The following is a 16672-nucleotide window of genomic DNA, read 5'->3' on the forward strand; positions in this document are numbered from 1 at the left end:
AAAAAAGCCTCCTTGGTTTCAAGGAGGCTAATTTCGGTAAAAATCTTGATATATTTTAGATCGACAAAGTACCCTTACGAGCCGCAGCGATTAAAGTCTTCTCGAAACCGTTTTTGTTGATTGTACGAATTGCTTTTGCACATACTTTCATACGTACCCAAACACCTTCAGACTCCAAGAAAAACTTTTTAGTATGCAAGTTTGGATAAAACTTACGCTTTGTCTTGTTATTCGCGTGAGATACGTGATTACCCACTTGAGTTTTCTTTCCAGTTAATTGACAAACCTTTGCCATAATATGTTCTTTTTAAAATTGAATGCGCTGTAAAAACTATTTCCCCTAAAAGGGATTGCAAAAGTAGGAAATAAATTGAAAAATCCCAAAGGTCTTTACAAAATTTATAAAATGCATTTCAATGTGTATCTTTGGGCATGGTAAAGCGCAAGCAAGAAGAACCAGTATTCACTAAAATCGTCTCCTCCATCATCTGGTTGGGGACTTTGCCTTTGTGCCTTTATACGCTCCTCACCTACTTATTGAGTTATTCTTTAGTCATCGATCACTGGCTAGCCGGTTTTATCATGATGACCTTGCCTTACGCGCAAATCCTATGTTTTATCTCGTTGGTATACTGGATTTTTCGTCGGGCCAAACGCGCTTTACTTCCCCTGCTCGTTTTAGCGCTCGGATACAGTTTTATTCAACGTAGTTTTTCGTGGAAGACACCCGTCAAATCTCCGAAATCAGCGATTCGCGTAATGAGTTACAATGTGTATGGGATGTATTCCAATAGCTTTGAGGCGAATAAAGAGAAGGTAAAAAACTTGAAAAAGTTTATGTTGGACCACGCGGCCGACGTAAAATGTTTCCAAGAATTTTATTCCCATGCGGATCGGAAAGCGTATCGGACGATCAACATGATGAAGGAAAATTATCCGCATTACGCTTTTATCCCCTTAAAGGAAGAATTATTTGATACCAATGAAAAAATGGGGCTTGCCATCTTTTCAAAATACCCCATCATTCATCAAGAAGGAAAACAATTCGGGAATTCGGCTAACGGTTATTTATATGCTGACATTGTTGCGGAAAAAGACACCTTTCGAATTATCAACGTGCAACTTTGGTCGATGGGAATTCGTGTCGGGAAGGTGACAGGAAAAATCAGAGATCAAGATTACGAAGATGCCAAACGTGAAGGACGGGGTATCGTCGCATCCTTGCGCAAGGGATTTATCCACCACAAAGATGAAATGACTCAGATTAATCGGCTTATCCAACAAAGCTTATATCCGGTGATTTTAGTCGGGGACTTGAACGAGACGCCGTATGGCTGGGCGTATGGAACTTTACGGGAACGTTTGAAAAATTCGTTTGAGGAAGCGGGACGCGGATTTGGTTTTACCTTAAATCGAAGTCCCTATTTAGTTCGGATTGACAACCAATTCTGCTCGACGGAATGGCAAGTCACGCAGTTTAGAACGCTACGAAATGTTAGCTATACAGACCACTTTCCGGTTATCGCGGACTACACGTTAAAATAGTTTATTTTTGCTTCATACAAATGAAGAAAAATTCAACAAACCAACTCTGGAAAGTATTAGGCACCAGCTTTAGCATCGCCGTTACGATAGGTGGCACCGTGGGCACAGGCATATTGCGCAAACCAGGGCCCATTGCAGAGCAATTACACAATCCCTTTCTCATTATCGTTTTATGGATAGCTGTGGCCATCTATGCACTTTTAGGTGTGAGTTGCGTTTTGGAATTAAGCTTATCCATTCCCAAAGCAGGTGCTTGGTATGGGTATGCAGAACGCGCCTTTGGTAGGTATGTCGGATTTATTGTGGGCCTAAGTTCTTGGCTCGGAACCGTAAGTGCGCTAGGATTCGGCTCCTATACGTTTAGTGAATATTTAGGGCTTTTGATTCCCGCATTAGAACCCTATGTTATCTATTGTGCGATAGGGATTTTGGTTGTGTTGTGGAGTTTTCACCAGTTAGGCGTCATCCTGGCTGGCCGGTCACAAGAATGGCTAAGTGGAATTAAAGCTGTCGCTTTACTACTTTTTATTGGTATCTGTTTTCGGTATGGTGAAGGGGGCGTTTGGGCCGAAAATGCACCAATTCCAAGTCAGAGTACCCTCTGGTCGGGAATTCTAGCAGCCCTACTATCCATTTTCTATGCATTTGACGGTTGGCATACCGCTGCTTATTTTACGGAGGAAAATAAAGACCCCGTAAACACCATGCCCAAATCCATGTTTATTGGTGTCATCTTAGTAGCCATTATCTATGTTTTGATCAATGCAGGGATATTATACACGATGTCACTTGCTGATTTAAGCCAAAGCAAATTAGCGGCTTCTGACGCGATTGGGCACTATTTTGGACCGGGAGCCGGTCGGTGGATTACCACTTTTTTAATGCTCAGTATCCTGGGAATTTTAAATACACAGGTCATGTTTGCTCCGCGGGTGATCTTCTCCATGAGCCGCGATGGCTTATTTTTTCCGCAAGCTTCACGTGTGAATGCGGCAGGTAGTCCAACCTTTGCCACGCACTTGACGGTGGGAACGGCCTGTTTATTTTTGTTTAGTAGCAAGGCTATTAGTGACCGACTTTCAGATATTGCAACCTTCTTTTTTGTAGCTAGTTATTTGGCAGGATTTGCTTCGTTGATTCGCTTGCGAAAAATTGAGCCTGAGCTTCACCGACCATATCGCGTATGGGCCTATCCATTTTTACCCTGGTTATTGGTATTTATTTCAACTGCATTTCTAGTGGGGACTTTGGTGCAAAACTTGAGTAGCCTACCCTTCGTAGGACTATTCATGCTCGTCAGTTATGTAATTTATACATTCGTTTTAACGAAGCGCGTTTAACAACGTAATCACATCCGCCTTACTCGCAGCAACCGACCGATTGGCCAAATTTGATAGGATACTAAAGCGGTACATCTTGCCTTTGGCATCCTGGTAAAAACCAGAAAGATCATACGTATTTCCAAATGAGCCCGACTTAGCCCAAGCCGTTCCGTGATGGAGTTTAACATTGCGCATCGTACCTGATCGTCCTGATTGCGGCAATAACACTTTCAATTTTTCCATGGAAACCTCATTTTCCAATTCCCGTAGGATCTGAATCAAGTCTGTTGGCCGCACCAAATTATAGCGCGACAAACCCGAACCATCCACCCAGCGGAGGTCGGCAACCACCGAATTTTCCTTTTTTAATTGCTCAATGATTTTGGCAGTGGGCCCTGTCCAACCACGTTTCGCGGCGATTAAATACAACAATTGTTCCGCAATTTGATTGTCGCTCGTATACATCATGGGAACAATTAGGCTGTCGACGAGTCCCGTATACTGGATTTTTGCGGCAGCAGGTATCGCGCGCGTTTGTGTCACGATTGATTTCTGCAAGGTATCCGCTAATAAACGGGCCGTCAATTCCACCGAGGTCATAAATGGGATGGCTTGTTTAGGATAGGCCGTGGTATCGGGCAAATCTAGGTGGTTGGAGTCACGCGCACGCAACACCTCTTTTTGCTTGGTGATGCGTATATCTTGGCTAAATCGTTTGGGTGAAATCTGCCAAACACCCTCCTTTTTTTGTACACTAATTTGATTGTTGTACAGCGGCAATTGCGAAATTTCCGCTGAATAATCATCATTATAATCATCCCAAGCCCAGCCATCACCTAAGGCTTTTACGTGACGTGCATCGTCTGCATAAACGAGTACTTTCGCGCTTGCTTGTAATTTTTTTAATAAGGCATCGCCCTTTAGTTTGGGATGAAATAAACTAGGATCACCCGTGCCCCAGAAAAACAGGCTATCGGCGGTTTCAAAGTATTTGAATGACGGAATGGAATCGAAAAGATTTCGTTTAGCGAGGAGCATGGTGGCCAACTTCATATTGGAAGCGGGCATAAAAAACTGATCAGCCTGATAGGTGAATACGGTATTTCCCGTGGCAACTTCTTCAATGAGTACGCCACTGAATTGCTTGGGAAGTGAGGTTGAATGAAAGGCTTTTTTGACGCGAAGCGAGGTGCATGAACTTAAGAAGGCCAACAAAACTACGAGGTAGGTTAATTTAGTCATGCGTCAAATTTGGTCTTTAAAGGTACCAAAAATTCTGTATTTTCGCGTTTTCGCTCTGTGTAGATGCTCATCGGATTTGTTGTTTTTTACCTTCTTTTGAACTTGGTCGTTGGCTGGTGGGCCAGTCGGAAAGTCCATACTGCTAGCGATTTTGTGCTTGCGGGTCGTTCCTTGCCGTATGCCTTGGCCACAATGGTCACGTTTGCAACCTGGTTTGGATCTGAAACATTGCTCGGCGCGCCGCGCGAATTTGTCCATGGCGGCGTTCTATCCATTATTGAAGAGCCTTTTGGCGCAGCACTTGGTTTACTAATTGTGGGCATGATCTATGCCAAAAAACTTTATCCCCTCCCCGTCCTTACTTTCAGTGATTATTTCCGCATTCGGTTTGGAGGGTTGTCAGAAAAGCTATCTGCCCTCGTGATGATTCCCTCGTATTTTGGTTGGATTTCTGCACAGTTAGTCGCCTTGGGATTGACCATGCATTTATTACTCCCAATTTCCACGGAATGGGGCATTGTGATCGGCGCTGTTTTGGTGATGACGTATACGTTGATGGGTGGGATGTGGTCGATTTCGATCACCGACTTCCTCCATAATTTAATCTTAATTGCTGGGCTTTTGTTACTAGCCTATTTGATGTGGGATAAAATTCCAGATTGGCAGGTATTTTTAGCCGAGCAACCCAACGGTTTTTTCCGCTTTACCCCAAAAGAAAATACGACGACCTCCTGGCTAACTTATCTGGCGGCATGGATTACGATCGGTTTTGGGAGCATTCCACAGCAGGATATTTTCCAACGGGTGATGTCGGCCGCCACCGGAAAAATCGCGGCTAAAGCCAGCATCACTGCCGGCATCATGTACATTTCAATCGCCTTATTACCCTTGATGATTGCCCTCGTGGGAGTGCGTTTATATCCGGAATTGTTGCAGGACGATATGCTGTTGATTCCGAATTTGGTGATGAAGTTTACGCCTTATGCGATGCAGATTCTATTTTTAGGCGCATTATTATCTGCCTTGTTAAGCACGACAAGTGGTGCGATTTTAGCACCAGCGAGTGTTTTGGGGGAGAATCTTTGGAAGCCTTTATTGAAAAATCCATCCGATAAATCGGTCTTATTGGTCATCCGAATATCGGTGGTTGTGGTGACGGGGGCTTGTATATTGATGGCAATCAGCCGACAAAATATTTTCGAGCTCGTGGGAGAAGCGTCAGCATTTAGTTTGGTTTCATTGTTTATTCCGCTGAATGCGGGTCTGTGGTGGAAACGTGCGAGTGCGATGGGTAGTCACCTAAGCATGTTGGGTGGTTTATTTGTCTGGGCCTACTTTCATTTTATGGCACCCACGGAAATTCCGTCGATTTGGTATGGCTTATTGGCCAGTGGATTGGGGTTGCTTTTCGGAACTTACGTTTGGCCTAATCGATCCAAGGCTGATCGATCGTCCCCACATATCTCCCCTGCGACTGAGTAAAGATTAAATCTTGCAGTTCCACACCTACGTTTGGATACATGTGCACGTCGCTGAGTTGGGAAACAGGCAACCAAAGCACCTCCATAGCCGTCGTTTCATTCGGTTGGAGCACCGGAATTCCGCCAAGAATCTCGCCAGAAAACAAGATATGAAGTGATGTGGGACGTTTATCTGTTGCTTGAATTTCACCCATGAGCATTAGTGGGCCCACTTCCACGTCAATACCTAACTCTTCCAAACATTCGCGCGCTACGGTTTCTGGAAATGATTCCCCAGGATCTGTATTTCCACCGGGCAAATTGTAAATAAAATTAGTACCGTATTGGTACTTCATGACTAACACGTGATTATTTTCGAGGATAACTAAGGCGGGTCTACAGCGCATGTGGTAATTAAAACGTATCTCAATATACATTATTTTTTTAAATGTCTACCTTTGTGCGACCTAAATCACTTGGTATGCTGGTACACGATATATGTTCATCCATGGAAACATGGGCGCCACTCGCTTGGCAAGAATCCTATGATAATTCAGGTTTGTTGACAGGTAACCGTTCGCAAAAAGTCACGGGGGTCTTGGTCAGTTTTGATTGTACGGAGGCTGTTGTCGAAGAGGCCATAGCCAAAGGATGCAATATGATTGTGGCGCATCACCCCATTTTATTTAAGGGAATTAAGCAACTGACTGGGCGAGATTATGTGGAGCGGACGCTCATTTTAGCTATCAAAAATGATATTGCGCTTTATGCATCGCATACGAATTTAGATCATGCGCCTAAGGGAGTCAGCTATCAGTTGGCCCAAAAACTGGAACTTCAAGCCGGTAAGGTCTTGCGTCCGATGCGTGATGCATTGCGCCAACTCACCTATTTTGTTCCTGAGGCGGATGCGGAGAAAGTTCGCGCAGCATTGCATGCGGTGGGTGCGGGTAATATTGGCGAATATTCGGCGTGTAGTTTTTCAGGCGCGGGAACCGGTCGGTTTACTCCATCGGATACCGCCAATCCCACCATCGGCCAGGTCGGCAAATCAGAAGAGGTCGCAGAGTTAAAAGTGGATATGTTATTCCCAAAACACCTCGAATCAACCGTATTAGGCACACTTTTCACGTCACACCCCTATGAGGAGGTGGCATATTTTGTAACATCCTTGGGAAATTCGTGGCAAGATGTGGGCGCTGGCTTTGTTGGTGAATTACCTCAGGCCATGTCATCGAGCGAATTTACATCGTATGTAAAAGAAAAGCTTGGATTGACCTATTTTAGGCATACGCCTTGGTTGGGTAAATCGATCAAACGAATTGCCTTGTGCGGGGGAGCGGGAAGTTTCTTATTGGCCGATGCCATTCATACACAGGCAGATGTCTACATCAGTGGTGATTTTAAATATCATGAGTTCTTTGACGCAGAAAATCACTTGACGATCTGCGATATTGGGCATTATGAATCCGAAGTCATGATAAAGGATACCATCCATGAATATTTATCAAATAATTTTAGTACTTTTGCCGTTCTGAAAAGTATGACCCAGACCAATCCTGTGAGTCTTGCTTAGAGATTAGAGCGAATTAATATTTTCAAACGCAACAATAATAATGGCTACAGTTACCGAAACTACAATTGCCCAAAAGTTAGAAGCATTATTAAAGCTTCAAACCATTGATTCAGCCTTAGACAATATCAAGAAAGTACGAGGTGATTTACCTGAAGAGGTTCGTGATTTAGAGGATGAGATCGCAGGTTTAGAAACACGTTTAACCAAATTTCAAGCTGAAATAGCGTCATTCGAGGAGCAAATCGCGAATTACAAAGTTTCTAAAAAGGATTCTGAGAAGCTTATTGTCAAATACAAGGAGCAACAAATGAATGTGCGTAACAACCGTGAATTCGAAGCTATTTCGAAAGAGGTTGAGTTACAAGGTTTGGAAATGGAGATTGCCGACAAGCGTATCAAGGAAATCGATTTCAAAATTTTGAACAAAAATGATGAGATTGCTGGGGTAGAATCCAACTTATTTGAACGTAAAAAAGACCTTGAGATTAAGCAAAAAGAACTTGAGGTAATCATTAGCGAAAGCGAAGAAGACGAGCAAAAAGGATTGAAAGATCGTGAAAAAGCGTTGAAGAGCGTGGATGCACGCCTATTGAAATCTTACGAAAAATTGCGTGGAAACGCCATTAATGGCTTAGCAGTTGTTTTAGTAAAGCGTGGCGCTTGTGGTGGATGTTTCAGTTCTGTTCCTCCGCAACGTCAAACAGATATCAAAGACAAGAAAAAAATAATCGTTTGCGAACATTGCGGACGTATCTTGGGTGGAGTTGAAGATCCAATTCCAGCACCGGAAAAAGAGAAAAAACCGCGTGGAAAAGCTGCAATTGCAGCTGCCGCTGCAGCTACTGCAGCAGCAGCAACAGTCGCAGAATAATTCGCGTTAGAACACAAAAAAACCTGATGATTAATTTCATCAGGTTTTTTTTATGGCTTTTGATTAAAGCTTACTTCTTGAGCATGGCCAGCAAAGCTCCTAGTTTGTCCTTCATCTCCTTACGGTCTACGATGAAATCCAAAAATCCGTGATCCAAAACAAAGTCGGCACTTTGAAAACCTTTCGGCAAATCCTTCCCAATCGTCTCTTTAATGACACGTGGTCCAGCAAAACCAATCAATGCACCAGGTTCCGCAATATTAAAATCACCTAGCATCGCGAATGAAGCGGTTACTCCACCGGTAGTGGGATCTGTTAACAATGAGATGTAAGGTAGTTTAGCTTCTGCTAATAAGGCTAAGCGAGCCGATGTTTTCGCCATTTGCATTAAGGAGAAACCTGCCTCCATCATGCGCGCTCCACCTGAACGCGAAATCATCAAAAAAGGTGTTTTTGTTTTTATCGAGTAATCAATTGCGCGTGAAATTTTCTCTCCTACGACAGATCCCATCGAACCACCGATAAAACTAAAATCCATGGCCGCAATCGTAATTGGTAAGCCATTCATTTCACCATAGGCCGCACGCACGGCATCTTTTAAGCCTGTTTTATCCTCTGTGGCTTTTACTCGGTCCGTGTATTTCTTCGTATCCGTAAAATTCAATGGGTCACCAGAACTCATCATTGGGTCGATTTCTGTGTACCTAGACTGATCGAACAACAACTCAAAATATTCTTGTGAACCTATTTTTTCGTGGTAATTACAGCTTGAACAAGTAAAGGCGAATAAGCGGTGCTCACGTGTGTGAAGCGCTTTTTTACACGATGGACATTGGTACCAAAGGCCATCTGGAGAATCACGTTTAAACTCTGTAGGGGTTTGAATCCCTTTATCCTTTCGCGTAAACCAAGACATAATCAATTAATTAAATGATACCGATTACTCGGATGAACTGCAAAGGTAATTAAAAAGCTTCGCAAGGAAAAAACCACCTAGCTATTTCACTAAAATCACACGCCGATTAATCACCCGTTTTTCCGTTCTAAGCTCAATGAAATACGAACCAACTGCTTGTTCGCTTAGGTCCAACATATAATCTAGTTGGCCTTGAACAGGTATCGTTTCCGGACGTAACATAACTTTCCCCTGCATATCCAACACACGCAGCATCACACTTCGTTCATCGCTCGCTAAGCTAGCCTGTACACGCAGCCGACCGGTAGTTGGATTTGGACTAAGCGTAACGCCCGCCCCTAACGCACTCGGCTCATTACTTAGAATAATAATCGTAATCGCATTCGACTCACCCGTCGCACAAACGGCATTCACCTGCGCTTTTACCGTGTACACTCCCGGCTCAGTGGTGGTCAAGGTAGATGAACTTTGGCCTGGAATCACGTTTCCATTTCGAAGCCAAATGAAGGTTACCCCCGGATATTCAGAAGTAACGGCAAGAACTTGCTCCGACTGCTTAAATAAAAATGGCACATTAAAGGCACATTTTTGAACTTCAGAACAACCATTGGCATCTACTTTAGCCCCCGCAGCTGTGCCAAGACATTTATCTATGGAATCATCTACGCCGTCTTTATCTAAATCAACAGGTATAATTGGTTCTTGAATTTTCAAATTATCGACAGACCATCCCCAGCCATGCGCACCCACGTCCGCATGCAAACGGAACCGAATAAGCACTTGATCACCCGATTTAAACTTGCCAGAGGATAGTAAGTTGATTTCACGATTTCGTATCAGTGCGGCTGTTGGCGTTGCTGTTGAATTACCCTCATTATCTACCGCACTATTCCAGGCATTTAACCAAATAGAATTAGCATTCGAATCCCATCCATTGGTAAAATTAGACCACGTCAATCCGCCATCATTTGACCCTTGAACGATCACATAATCGAAGAAGCTACGGTTAATTGTTCCATCGGAATTCAAAAACGCTTCACCAGCTTCACCGGGTTCCACTAACACGATTTCATCAAAACTCATAATGGATTTAACCGCATTCAGCTTAATCGGTTTCAATAAAACGGCATCTGAATTCGTGAATCTATCTGTTCCATTTCCTCCATCATACGATTCTTCCGACCCATCGGCATATGGATGAGCGGTTTGCAAAGCAGAAGTAGTAAACCCTGCTGCCTTCCCAATAGCCATTCCCTTCAAATAAAATTCGGGCAAATTGGTATCAAAAGTTTGCAAGTACGTGGTCTCAACGGGCAAAATACCCAATACTTTGACATCATAAAACCCGCTGCTCGGACTTGTAACCGTATTTAAAGCCTTGGCCGCATCTTGAACAACAACCCGATATTTTAAAACATCGCCGGGTTTAATTTCGCCACTGGTAAAATTAAAGGAATTTGAAAAGGTAGTTGACGTACCAGCAACCAATTGAAAATCTTTACGCTTCAGCGGCCCATTATTGATCGCATATTCCATATAAACCGCACTCAAGCCGATATTATCGGATGCCAAAAGCGTAGTCAGTGGAATCGTAGTCTGTGAAGAAAAAATGTAGTTCAGTCGGTTTGCATATACCATTCTAGGTTTCACCGTATCTACACCAATATTAAACTCGAAAAAACTGCCAATTTTTGTGTTTGCAATGACCGGGGCCTCAGCAGGCGCTGTGATCTTTTTCCCCGACGGCTCATTAGCCATCCAATAATACCGCACATTCCGATCTCCAGAAGCCGGAGGCAATTTATAGGTATAGGTATTTCCAGTTCGCGTCAATGGCATCGATGTGGCCGATAAAATACTTTTGTTTACGGAGAGCATTAATTTGACAGAATTTTCGGCCAATAAAGTGTCCGAATAAACAGTGGCAGAAATGGAGATATCTGAAGTTGTATTTTCCGAATCAGGTAAATCTGTGGCGATGATATTGGTCGAATACCAACCAAAATCAGCGAAAGCGGATGTTACAATGGGTCCTACTTGATGCGTAATCTCACCGCGTGCAATTTGAGGTGTCATAAGTGAGTTTGGATCACCTACCTGGTACGTGGCTTGATCAACGTGGTACACACTTGAACCTGGCGAATACGTTCGTGGAGAATATAAATTCGCAACGATACCCCCGTTATTTTGAAGAATTTTATGGGATGATAGTTGGAGATTTGTGGACGTAATCGCCGTCTTCAATTCAAGGGATGGATTGGATATTTTGGTGGTATCCGTAACGGAAATACCTGTTTCTGTCTTAATATACTGATCAAAAATTCCCGGAAGACCATAACTTCCCTCACTCTGATCATCACTCAATCCGAGCTGTCCGATAAATCCGAGACCATGCCCAAACTCATGCAAAACCACCGAAAAAAGGTCAATTTGATTAATAGCAGGTACCCCTTCTGTATTAATATACCAATCTGAAAAATCAGAATTAAACGTCGCGAAAACATCTGGATCTGTTCCATTTAAGTTACGATGTGACATCTTCTCAGCTAATGCGATGGGATACCATGTATTTAGCCGATTACTACCAGCAAAATTTCGTACCACGGTGGAAGCACCAGCGCTGCCTAAAACACCAGTAGCAAGTGGGCGCCAACGGACAAAAATTTGAATAGGCACGTCCGAGATAAGCGTGTTCGCCCATACGCCTGCCGCTTTTTCAAAAACTGCCTTTACATTAGCTGGCGGTGGCGTTTCATAAGACACAATTACCTGTGTCGAACTTTGAGAGCCTTGTGTAGAAAACGTAGCCATTCCAGACCGATTCTTTGACTCTTCCAAAATTCGCTTGGAATAACCATCTGGTAATTCACGATGAATTCCCGACTTTTCAGGCGTATATTCCTCGACTTGTTGGCCCGGCTTAAACTCAATAGATAAGCTCTTTTGACCCATAACAGATCCAGCCAAACAACAAAACCCAATCAAAAAGCAGTAAAATCTGTTCATTATATAAAGTTAAGCAAGTCCTAATTACAATTTAATAATGTATCAAACAAGTTGGCAAAATCTGGCCGTACCACATCCGTATGTGCTAATTCCGCTGGTGTATGCGAAGTACTAATTCCTACGACCCGCATGCCGGCCGACTGCCCCGCTGCGATGCCTTGTAAGGAATCTTCAATTACCCAGCATTGTGCGGGTTCAACCCCTACAAGGCTAGCCGCCTTCACGTATATTTCAGGATCTGGTTTCCCTTTGCGCACTTCTGCACCGCCGATAATCGCATCGAATTGATCTCTAATTCCAAGGCCATCCAAAATAAAATCAATATTTCCCGGGCCAGCAGATGTAGCTAATGCCGTTTTAATTCCATGAGCGCGTAATGTTTGGAGAAACACCAACAACCCTGGTGCAGGATTAATGTGATCTCGGTAAAAATCACGGTAAATGAGCTCTTTTTCATCCTCCAGTACCTCGATTTCAGCTCGTGACATCTCCCGCTTATAAAACCATTCAAAAGTATCTTTGGAATTCATCCCGTTTAACTCCTGATAAAAAATCTCTCGGGTCAACTGTATATTTTTACGTTCGCAAAAAAGCAACCAAGCATCTACGTGATAGGGCAAGTTATCCACCACCACACCATCCATATCAAAAAGTACTGCTTGGAAATTCATAGCTTATACCTCTAAAGTTAATCCGTCAAAGGCCAAGTGTACATGGGGAGGCAACTCTTTTTCAACCTCGGCATGCAAACCCATCATGTGACTGATGTGCGTTATATACGCCTTTTTAGGCTTTATTTTTTCAATAACCTCAAGCGCTTCTTCCAACGTAAAGTGTGAAATATGCGTCGTTTTTCGAAGTGCATTTATGACAAGAACTTGGGACCCTTTTACCTTCTCAAGTTCCTCATCGGAAATAAAATTAGCATCCGTGATGTATGTAAAATCTCCGAAACGAAAGCCGAGCACATCTAAATAATAATGCTTAACTAAAATGGGAATGATTGAGACGCCGGCAATGGTAAATGGCCGATTTTCAATTTCGTGCACTTCGATTTCGGGTACACCTGGATATTTGTCCTCAGCAAAAGCATAGGCAAATTCCCGCTTCAATTGCTCGATAACGGGTGCTTGCGCGTACAGCGGAATACTTGACTTTTGGGCATAATTAAATCCACGAATGTCATCCATACCTGCGGTATGATCCTTATGTTCGTGGGTATATAAAACAGCATCTACGCGCTGAATACCCGCCCGTAAGATTTGTTGGCGAAAATCTGGTCCCGTATCAATAATAAAACTTTTTCCTTCGGTTTCAATATGCATGGAAACGCGAAGACGCTGATCGCATGGATCTGTGGAGCGACATACTTCACAGGAACAAGCAATCATCGGAATCCCTTGAGAGGTCCCTGTACCCAGAAACCTTACGTGGACCTGGGACATCGAATTATTCAGTTAATGACTTAACTGTCGAAACAAGTGCGTCAAAATTAAGTGGCTTGGCCAAGAAATCATCGAAACCAGCAGCCTTGAAATCTTCCATGGAATAATTACGGGCATTACCTGTAATGGCAATCATCGGAATTTTTGATTTCTGGGAATCAGCGAGTGCGCGAACGGCTTTGGCGCAATCCATTCCGTCCATCACAGGCATATTGATATCCAATAAAAGCACATCAAAATCAGCTTTAGCTAATTCGTCTAACACTTGCTGGCCATTCTTAACTGCATGAATCTCAAAATTTTGAAACTCTAAAATTTTACGCGCTAAATTTTGGATGACAGAACTATCTTCGGCGATCAATACTTTTTTCATAGGAGTACGTTATACATGATGGAGGAAAACCTCACAATTGGGTAAAAATAGGGAAACAAAAGAAATTAAGCAATAAAAAAAGCGACCCTTTTGAGGTCGCTTTTAAAAAGAATTTGAATCACTTATTTCACATAGATAGAAACAGATGATTTATCCCAATCTAGGCTAATTTGTCCTTGTGGAGATACACTGATGTTGAATTGCTCGGTCATCGCGTGCTCGCTAACTTTTCCAGTAACACGTAACACATCTTTTTCAGCTTTGTAGGTATAAGCTCCCCATTGCTTTGCATCGCTATTAAAAATAACCGTCCATTCCGTCGTTCCTGGGATAGAAAATAAAGAGTAAACTCCTTTTGCCAACGGCTTTCCTTGGATTGTCACATCATTCGAAAATTCGATGGTTGTCGCATCATTCGCTCCAGTTCTCCAAACTTCTCCGTAAGGGACTAACGCTTTTTGTTCTTTCGTACCGAATACCAAACGTCCTTTTACAGAAGGCTTGGCGTATTTAACCATAACTTCTGTATTGCCCACTTTTTGAATAACAACTGCTGGTGGCGATGCAGGAGCTTTTTGTGCAAAAGCACCAAAACTCAACACACTCATTAAAATCACTAAGTACTTTTTCATAATTCGATTTCGTTTAAATTTTTTACAAATTAAGCCAATAATTCAATTTCAACACCAAAGATCTGTTCCGAATTTGAAAGGTCTCCGGAAAATAATTATCCGTATACACTAAAAACAAATCCGAAGCTGGTTTATAACGCCATTGAAGTCGCGCATTCAAATTGATATTTTTGGTTTGTTGGTTCAATTGAAAAAACGTCGCAAAGAACAATTTGTTTGAAAATGTAATATCTATTTTCGGGCGAACAATCCAAAACTGCGAGGAAACCTTTTTGGCAGCCATCTTTTCAGTACCCGGAATTTCCACATCCTGGATGTCATTATAATCAACCGCCACCGAAACGGAGCCAAAAGGCTGGAATCGATAACCAATATCACCCGTGATCCCTGTGCGCCAGCCATTTCCAAAATATCCACCAAAACGCGAGGTCAATAAATAGGTAAATGCTTTGATAGGTGATGAACCATAACGTATATTCAACGCATACCAATCATGCTCTGAACCGCGCAAAAGCGCCGTATTGCCCATTCGCGTAGCGTCGAAATTATACTGTAACTTCACAAAATCATACGAATAAAAAACGCCAAAGGTCGAACGATCTTTCATCGTACCACTGTAGGATACATACGTTGTGTTATCTGTATATGCCCCTTGGTTGTTCCAAAAAGACACGGACATCACCTTCAATGTCGTGTAAAATAAATTGGTGTTTTTATTTTTTGGATAGAATATTTTGGCCGCTTCGGGTTGAATTTCGAGGTAGTTGACACGAGGGACGTAGCCAACTTCCGGGTTATAATTCTCACCGACCCACTGTTCTTTAATCGAGAAAGCCCAATCGTTATCCGCGTAAGCCAATGAAGCCGCTTGAGAAAAGTCGCGCGCTTTGTTTAACGGACTTATTGTATTCGCATAGAAAAGCGAGCCAGTCCAAAAATTATCTTTGGACGCTAAATTATACTCAAATCCTACGTCCCGGTTATAGGACTGAAATCCATTTGTTTTTTGCAACTCGGTATCAATAAATGACTGTTTATTAACCATATAAACACCAAAGTTTGACCGAGCAAATAGCTTCCGTTGGAGTGCCACCATCGAGTAATTTTGCGTTGGGATACCTTTGGCGTCGATGCGCTCCGACTGAACATTCAATGCCCCAATGCGCCAATCTTGATTTAATTTACCACTCAAGCGCGCACCGTAAGTAATAGGTGTTTGTTCATAAATTCCGGTTTTGGGATTAAGAGCTATCCCAATCCGTCGAGAGAAAAATGGACGAATACTCTCCGTTCCAAAGCCATCAAACAAGTCCGAATTTTCAATAAAAAATTGGCGCCTCTCGGGATAAAATAACTCAAACCGATCCAAGTTGGTTTGTTGGCGATCCACATCCACCTGCGAAAAATCCGGATTCAAGGTCAAGTCCAAATTCAATCCCGAATTAATTGAGACTTTTATATCTCCTCCGATTTGATTCCGAAAGGTCGTTGGATCCTTCGATTCATAGTTGGCCGTCGCACCCGATAACACATAGGGAATAAACGAAATATTCTTTTTGGGAGCCGGTGGAGGTGTATCCCAAACAAGCACTCCCGCGTAAGCTAACGAGGCTGTTGGAAATTGACGTGGAACAGGTGCCCAGGCAGATTTTTCTTTTGCCTTTAAATCATAACGAGAGAAGTTGATGCCCCAGCGTTTCACATTATCCTTATAACGGATCGACTTAAACGGAATGGCTGCTTCAAAAATCCATGAATCGGTCTTGTAGGTCGTAGCGGATTCCCATTTATTATCCCAATTCAGATTCACTTTGGCGCCCTCCGACATCTGGCCATCCCATTGGGCTCCAGCGGCGTTAGCGCCAAATGCAAAACCGGTTGTTTTATCTTCGAATGTGTCGATAAATACCAAGAAATTATCATTTACTCCAAAACCAAAATCACGTTTCATGGATTCAACTACATAAGCCCCAGGTTCTTTCAAAAAACATTCCGCTGATATGTATATGTATTTGTCATCGTAGGCAATTTTTACATCTGTACGAACCTGAGCACACAAAGAATCGTAAGGATTACACATGACGAAATCGCTAACTGCGGCAGATTCTAGCCAAGCGTTTTCGTTTAACACCCCATCAATTTTTATGGGCCCTGTACTTTTTTTGATATTTACTTGGAATCGTTCGTTGATTTTTTGCGCATTGGCAATGCCAACAAACATTAATAGGCAGCAAACGAGAAGTATTGATCGATTCATGCGTTTCAAATAGGTCTAACAGAAAAA

The 16672-nt window shown here is 42.8% G+C and carries 15 protein-coding genes; 5 read left to right on the top strand and 10 right to left on the bottom strand.

From position 1 onward, the window contains the following. Window positions 1-55 precede the first annotated feature (55 nt). Complete coding sequence (rpmB, locus tag ACIQ6T_RS05025; RefSeq protein WP_395784811.1) at window positions 56-295, bottom strand: 50S ribosomal protein L28; 240 nt, start codon at window positions 293-295, stop codon at window positions 56-58. A gap of 137 nt (window positions 296-432) precedes the next feature. Between rpmB and ACIQ6T_RS05030 the strand changes: the two genes are divergently transcribed. Both ACIQ6T_RS05030 and ACIQ6T_RS05035 read left to right on the top strand, forming a co-directional pair. Then, window positions 433-1545: an endonuclease/exonuclease/phosphatase family protein gene (locus tag ACIQ6T_RS05030; protein WP_395784812.1), complete on the top strand. Its 1113-nt coding sequence runs from the start codon at window positions 433-435 to the stop codon at window positions 1543-1545. 20 nt (window positions 1546-1565) lie between these two features. Further along, entirely contained in the window at window positions 1566-2885 is a 1320-nt protein-coding gene (locus ACIQ6T_RS05035; protein WP_395784813.1) for an APC family permease, read from the top strand. Here ACIQ6T_RS05035 and ACIQ6T_RS05040 read toward each other — a convergent pair. Beyond that, window positions 2868-4109: a D-alanyl-D-alanine carboxypeptidase gene (locus ACIQ6T_RS05040; protein WP_395784814.1), complete on the bottom strand. Its 1242-nt coding sequence runs from the start codon at window positions 4107-4109 to the stop codon at window positions 2868-2870. The genes ACIQ6T_RS05035 and ACIQ6T_RS05040 overlap by 18 nt on opposite strands. 63 nt (window positions 4110-4172) lie before the next feature. Here ACIQ6T_RS05040 and ACIQ6T_RS05045 point away from each other — a divergent pair, with 63 nt between their 5' ends. Further along, window positions 4173-5591, top strand: a complete 1419-nt coding sequence (locus ACIQ6T_RS05045) for a sodium:solute symporter family protein (RefSeq protein ID WP_395784815.1) — start codon at window positions 4173-4175, stop codon at window positions 5589-5591. Here the strand turns inward: ACIQ6T_RS05045 and ACIQ6T_RS05050 are convergent. Continuing rightward, window positions 5536-5976, bottom strand: a complete 441-nt coding sequence (locus tag ACIQ6T_RS05050; protein WP_395784816.1) for an NUDIX domain-containing protein — start codon at window positions 5974-5976, stop codon at window positions 5536-5538. The genes ACIQ6T_RS05045 and ACIQ6T_RS05050 overlap by 56 nt on opposite strands. Before the next feature lie 74 nt (window positions 5977-6050). On the opposite strand from ACIQ6T_RS05050, the gene ACIQ6T_RS05055 reads away from it, so the two are divergent. Both ACIQ6T_RS05055 and ACIQ6T_RS05060 read left to right on the top strand, forming a co-directional pair. Next, the gene (locus tag ACIQ6T_RS05055; RefSeq protein WP_395784817.1) at window positions 6051-7145 is read left to right on the top strand and encodes a Nif3-like dinuclear metal center hexameric protein; all 1095 of its coding nucleotides are present in this window, start codon (window positions 6051-6053) and stop codon (window positions 7143-7145) included. 40 nt (window positions 7146-7185) lie between these two features. After that, entirely contained in the window at window positions 7186-8016 is an 831-nt protein-coding gene (locus tag ACIQ6T_RS05060; RefSeq protein ID WP_395784818.1) for a zinc ribbon domain-containing protein, read from the top strand. A 70-nt stretch (window positions 8017-8086) separates the two neighbouring features. Here ACIQ6T_RS05060 and accD read toward each other — a convergent pair whose 3' ends face one another. The 7 genes from accD to ACIQ6T_RS05095 all read right to left on the bottom strand — a co-directional run bounded on the left by accD (window position 8087) and on the right by ACIQ6T_RS05095 (window position 16645). Beyond that, window positions 8087-8932: an acetyl-CoA carboxylase, carboxyltransferase subunit beta gene (accD, locus tag ACIQ6T_RS05065; protein WP_395784819.1), complete on the bottom strand. Its 846-nt coding sequence runs from the start codon at window positions 8930-8932 to the stop codon at window positions 8087-8089. 81 nt (window positions 8933-9013) lie between these two features. Beyond that, the gene (locus ACIQ6T_RS05070) at window positions 9014-11938 is read right to left on the bottom strand and encodes a T9SS type A sorting domain-containing protein (protein ID WP_395784820.1); all 2925 of its coding nucleotides are present in this window, start codon (window positions 11936-11938) and stop codon (window positions 9014-9016) included. Window positions 11939-11958: 20 nt separating this feature from the next. Continuing rightward, window positions 11959-12609, bottom strand: coding sequence for an HAD family hydrolase (locus ACIQ6T_RS05075; protein ID WP_395784821.1), 651 nt, complete (start codon window positions 12607-12609; stop codon window positions 11959-11961). A gap of 3 nt (window positions 12610-12612) precedes the next feature. After that, the gene (locus tag ACIQ6T_RS05080) at window positions 12613-13383 is read right to left on the bottom strand and encodes an MBL fold metallo-hydrolase (protein ID WP_395784822.1); all 771 of its coding nucleotides are present in this window, start codon (window positions 13381-13383) and stop codon (window positions 12613-12615) included. A 4-nt stretch (window positions 13384-13387) separates the two neighbouring features. Beyond that, window positions 13388-13756, bottom strand: a complete 369-nt coding sequence (locus ACIQ6T_RS05085; protein WP_395784823.1) for a response regulator — start codon at window positions 13754-13756, stop codon at window positions 13388-13390. Window positions 13757-13878: 122 nt separating this feature from the next. Then, window positions 13879-14388, bottom strand: a complete 510-nt coding sequence (locus tag ACIQ6T_RS05090) for a DUF2911 domain-containing protein (protein ID WP_395784824.1) — start codon at window positions 14386-14388, stop codon at window positions 13879-13881. Window positions 14389-14410: 22 nt separating this feature from the next. Continuing rightward, complete coding sequence (locus ACIQ6T_RS05095; RefSeq protein ID WP_395784825.1) at window positions 14411-16645, bottom strand: DUF5916 domain-containing protein; 2235 nt, start codon at window positions 16643-16645, stop codon at window positions 14411-14413. Window positions 16646-16672 lie beyond the last annotated feature (27 nt).

The organism is Aquirufa sp. (assembly GCF_044377215.1).
Lineage (GTDB): Bacteria > Bacteroidota > Bacteroidia > Cytophagales > Spirosomataceae > Aquirufa.